The sequence below is a fragment of the Streptomyces sp. L500 genome (assembly GCF_054551825.1).
This window is the reverse complement of record NZ_JBTOLC010000104.1, coordinates 1-3,246: the sequence shown is the minus strand read 5'-3', so window position 1 is coordinate 3,246 and position 3,246 is coordinate 1. Positions and strand designations below refer to the sequence as shown.

4 protein-coding genes are annotated in these 3,246 nt (G+C 73.8%); 1 reads left to right on the top strand and 3 read right to left on the bottom strand.

The window, feature by feature from the left end; all coding sequences use genetic code 11:
• On the top strand, window positions 1-567 hold a 567-nt coding region (locus tag ACX9I7_RS32445), incomplete at its 5' end, for an ATP-binding protein (RefSeq protein ID WP_459389374.1).
• A gap of 38 nt (window positions 568-605) precedes the next feature.
• On the opposite strand, the gene ACX9I7_RS32440 is transcribed toward ACX9I7_RS32445, so the two are convergent.
• From ACX9I7_RS32440 to ACX9I7_RS32430, 3 genes are read right to left on the bottom strand one after another with little or no spacing between them, the layout of a single operon-like run.
• Window positions 606-1,022, bottom strand: a complete 417-nt coding sequence (locus ACX9I7_RS32440; RefSeq protein ID WP_189457471.1) for an ATP-binding protein — start codon at window positions 1,020-1,022, stop codon at window positions 606-608.
• Window positions 1,019-1,474, bottom strand: coding sequence for a pyridoxamine 5'-phosphate oxidase family protein (locus ACX9I7_RS32435; protein WP_387577024.1), 456 nt, complete (start codon window positions 1,472-1,474; stop codon window positions 1,019-1,021). The genes ACX9I7_RS32440 and ACX9I7_RS32435 overlap by 4 nt, the downstream gene beginning before the upstream one ends.
• Window positions 1,471-3,219 carry a SulP family inorganic anion transporter gene (locus tag ACX9I7_RS32430; RefSeq protein ID WP_387577022.1) on the bottom strand — a complete coding sequence of 583 codons (1,749 nt, stop codon included), beginning with the start codon at window positions 3,217-3,219 and terminating at the stop codon, window positions 1,471-1,473. The genes ACX9I7_RS32435 and ACX9I7_RS32430 overlap by 4 nt, the downstream gene beginning before the upstream one ends.
• Window positions 3,220-3,246 lie beyond the last annotated feature (27 nt).

Here is a 3,246-nt window from a genome sequence, read left to right as displayed (position 1 = left end):
ACTCCTCGGAGCCGAGGCGGAGGCGTCGCGGTGAAGTGGCGTCGCAGGCGCGCGCTGCCGGCAGCGGCGTGCGAGAGCGCCTCTCCGCCCGTATGGCGGCGCGTCCTGACGGTTCCGCTGGTCCCGGAAGCGGTGCGGCAGACACGGCGCGATACGACGGCGGCGCTCTCGGAGTACGGGCTCCGCCCGAACACCGCCTTCGCGGGAGCCGTCCTGCTCGTGGTGAGCGAACTGGTCGCCAACGCCGTCCGGCACGCCGCCGTCCAGTCCCCCACGGCGGATGTGGCCATCGCGATCGGGGCCGGTCAGCTCGTCATCGGCGTGGCGGACCAGGACCCGCGCCTGCCCGATCTGTCCCCGGAAGGGGTGGGGGACGGCCTGCGGACCGTCGCCGACCTGGCCGCCGCCTACGACGGCAGGTTGAGCGTGGAACCCACCGTGTACGGCAGCGGCAAAGTCATGCTGGTCCGCTTCTGCGTCCCCGAGGACCTGCGCCCCCGCGGAAGGCGCGCCGGACCGGAACCGGAAGTCGCCGGTCCCGGTGGAATGGAACCCCGCCATGGCTGACGGCGGGCACCCGGCCTGATTCTTAGCGGTCGGAACGGTCAGGTGGGCAGGGTGATCCAGATGTTCTTGCCGCCGCCGTCGCCGTCGGTCAGCACGGTGCAGGAACCGCCCAGCTCCGTCAGGAGCTCGGCGACGACGGCGAGTCCGCCGGAGCTCTCGGCGAAACGCGCCGGGTCGGGCCGGTACGGGTGCCGGTCGTGGACGGCGAAGTCGAGCAGGCCGGTGCGGACCGCGTAGACGACGGTCAGCTGCGGGGAGGTGCGGGCGGCGTGGCGGACGCCGTTGAGGACCAGTTCGCTCAGCATCAGCAGGGCCGGTCCCATGACGCGGTGGCCGGGGTCGATGCCCCAGGAGGCGTACGTCGCCTCGGCCGTGCGGCGGGCCAGGGACACCGACGCGGGGATCGCCCGGCAGGTGAGCACGTGCCGGTACGGCAGGACCGCGAGCCGCTTCACCGGGCCTGCGGCCTCCGGGCGGCGCCGGAGGTCGTGGCGGTCTCGGTGGAGTGGGTGAAGCGGAAGCCGGTCGTGGCCTGCGGATGGATGTACAGGAGCGTGTCGTGGGGGCCGTGTGCCCAGCCGGGGAGGGTGCGGCGGTAGTGGGCGGCCACGTCCGGGTCGGTGATGACCTCGGCGAGGCCGGCGGTCGTCACGGCCCAGCCGGTCCCGGTGTTGGGGTGGATGTAGTCGCAGTGGTGGGTGACGCCGACCCGGCCGAAGAGCGCGGCGCTGGGGGCCGGGGTGCGGACGATCAGCCGCCCGTACTCCACGACGTGGGTGGCGGGACGTACGGCGAGCGCGTCCCGCTGCTCGTAGACGATGCGGCCCTGGGTGATTCCGCCGAGCAGGTACCAGGCTTCCTCGCCGGAGACCTCGAACATGCGGCGAAGGGGCGGAGAGGTGGTCATCGGGAGGACTCCTCGGTGGTCGCGGGCACGGGGCGGACGGGTGGGCTCTGGGCCGGGACGGACAGGACGCCGGCACCGTGCAGATGGGCTCGGGCCGCCGCGATGGCCTCGGGAGTGGCGGCGTAGTCGTCCCCCGTGGCGGCCCTGAGGGGGCCGAGCGCGCCGACGGAGTCGAGCACCTGGCGCTGGCCGGGGCGGATGCCGGAGGCCAGGACGGTGATGCCGCGCCGGTTCAGCTTGGTCACCGCGTCCTTCAGGACCAGGGCGCCGGTGGCGTCCATGGTCGTCACCCGCGACATGCGCAGGATCACCACGCGGACGTCCGCGACCTCCGAGAGCTCCAGCAGGAAGCGGTGGGCGGCGGCGAAGAACAGCGGTCCGTCGATGCGGTAGGCCACGATGTGCTCCGCCAGCAGCGCGTGTTCCTCGGCGCTGTGGTCGCCGGGCAGGTCGGCCTTCAGGGGGACCTGGTCCAGGCGGGCCTGCTTGGCCACCGCCCGCAGCGCCAGCGCGCCCGCCACCAGCAGACCTATGATCACGGCGTACACCAGGTCCAGGGCCACGGTGGCGACGGCGGTCAGGATCAGCACCAGGCCGTCGGAGCGGGTGGCGCGGGCCATGGCCCGCAGGCTGCCCACCTCCACCATGCGGATGGCGGTGGCGATCAGTACGCCGGCGAGGGCGGCCAGCGGAATGCGGGAGACCAGCGGGGCCGCCGCGAAGACGATGACCGCGAGGACCGCGGCATGGGTGAGGGCCGCCAGCCGCGACGTCGCGCCCGTACGGACGTTGACCGCGGTCCGGGCTATCGCACCGGTGGCCGGGACGCCGCCGAACAGCGGGGCGGCGAGGTTGGCCAGTCCCTGCCCGAACAGCTCCTTGTCGGGGTCGTGCTTCTGCCCGACGGTCATGCCGTCCGCGACGGACGCCGACAGCAACGACTCCAGGGCCGCCAGGGCCGCCACCGCCACGGCGGGCGCGAGCAGTGACCCGAGGGCACCGAGGTCGAGGAAGGACAGGGAGGGCGCGGGAAGCCCCGAGGGCAGATCCCCGATGGGCCGAGCGGCCTCCAGGTGACAGCCCTGGGCCACGACGGTGGCTCCGATCACGGCGATGATCGAGAACGGGACCGTCGGCCGCCACCGCGCGCCGGTCAGCATGACGGCGGCCACCGCCGCGGCGAGGGCGAGGGCGGTCCAGTTGGGGGCCTTCACGAACGCCTCGACGGCTCGCAGGCTCACCGCCAGGACCTTGTCGCCCTCCGGTTTGGCCACGCCCAGTGCGTTCGGCACCTGCTGCAGGCCGATCACACAGGCGATGCCGAGGGTGAAGCCCTCCACCACCGGGGCCGGCACGTACTGCATATAGCGTCCGGCACGAGCGAGGGCGAGCGCGATCAGCATCAGTCCCGCGAGGAGACCGACCGTGAGGACGCCGCCGGGCCCGTGCTGGGCGACGATCGGCACCAGCACCACGGTCATCGCGCCCGTGGGCCCGGAGACCTGAAGGTTCGACCCGCCGAATATCGCGGCCAGCGCACCGGCCACCACCGCGGTGGCCAGCCCGGCCTCCGCGCCCAGACCGGAGGAGACCCCGAAGCCGAGCGCCAGCGGCAGCGCCACGATGGCCACGGTGAGCCCCGCCAGCAGATCACGGCGGGGGCTGCGGCCCATGACCGCCAGGTCGGCGCGTGCGGGCAGCACGGAACGCACCCGGGCCCACGCCCGGGCGGCGGGAGAACTCATCGGGCCCCGACCTCGGCGTCCCGCAGC

What these genes read in the sequence shown, in the direction of transcription:
- ACX9I7_RS32435 (WP_387577024.1), bottom strand. Translation starts at nt 1,474, where the DNA reads ATGACCACCTCTCCGCCCCTTCGCCGCATGTTCGAGGTCTCCGGCGAG.
- ACX9I7_RS32430 (WP_387577022.1), bottom strand. Translation starts at nt 3,219, where the DNA reads ATGAGTTCTCCCGCCGCCCGGGCGTGGGCCCGGGTGCGTTCCGTGCTG.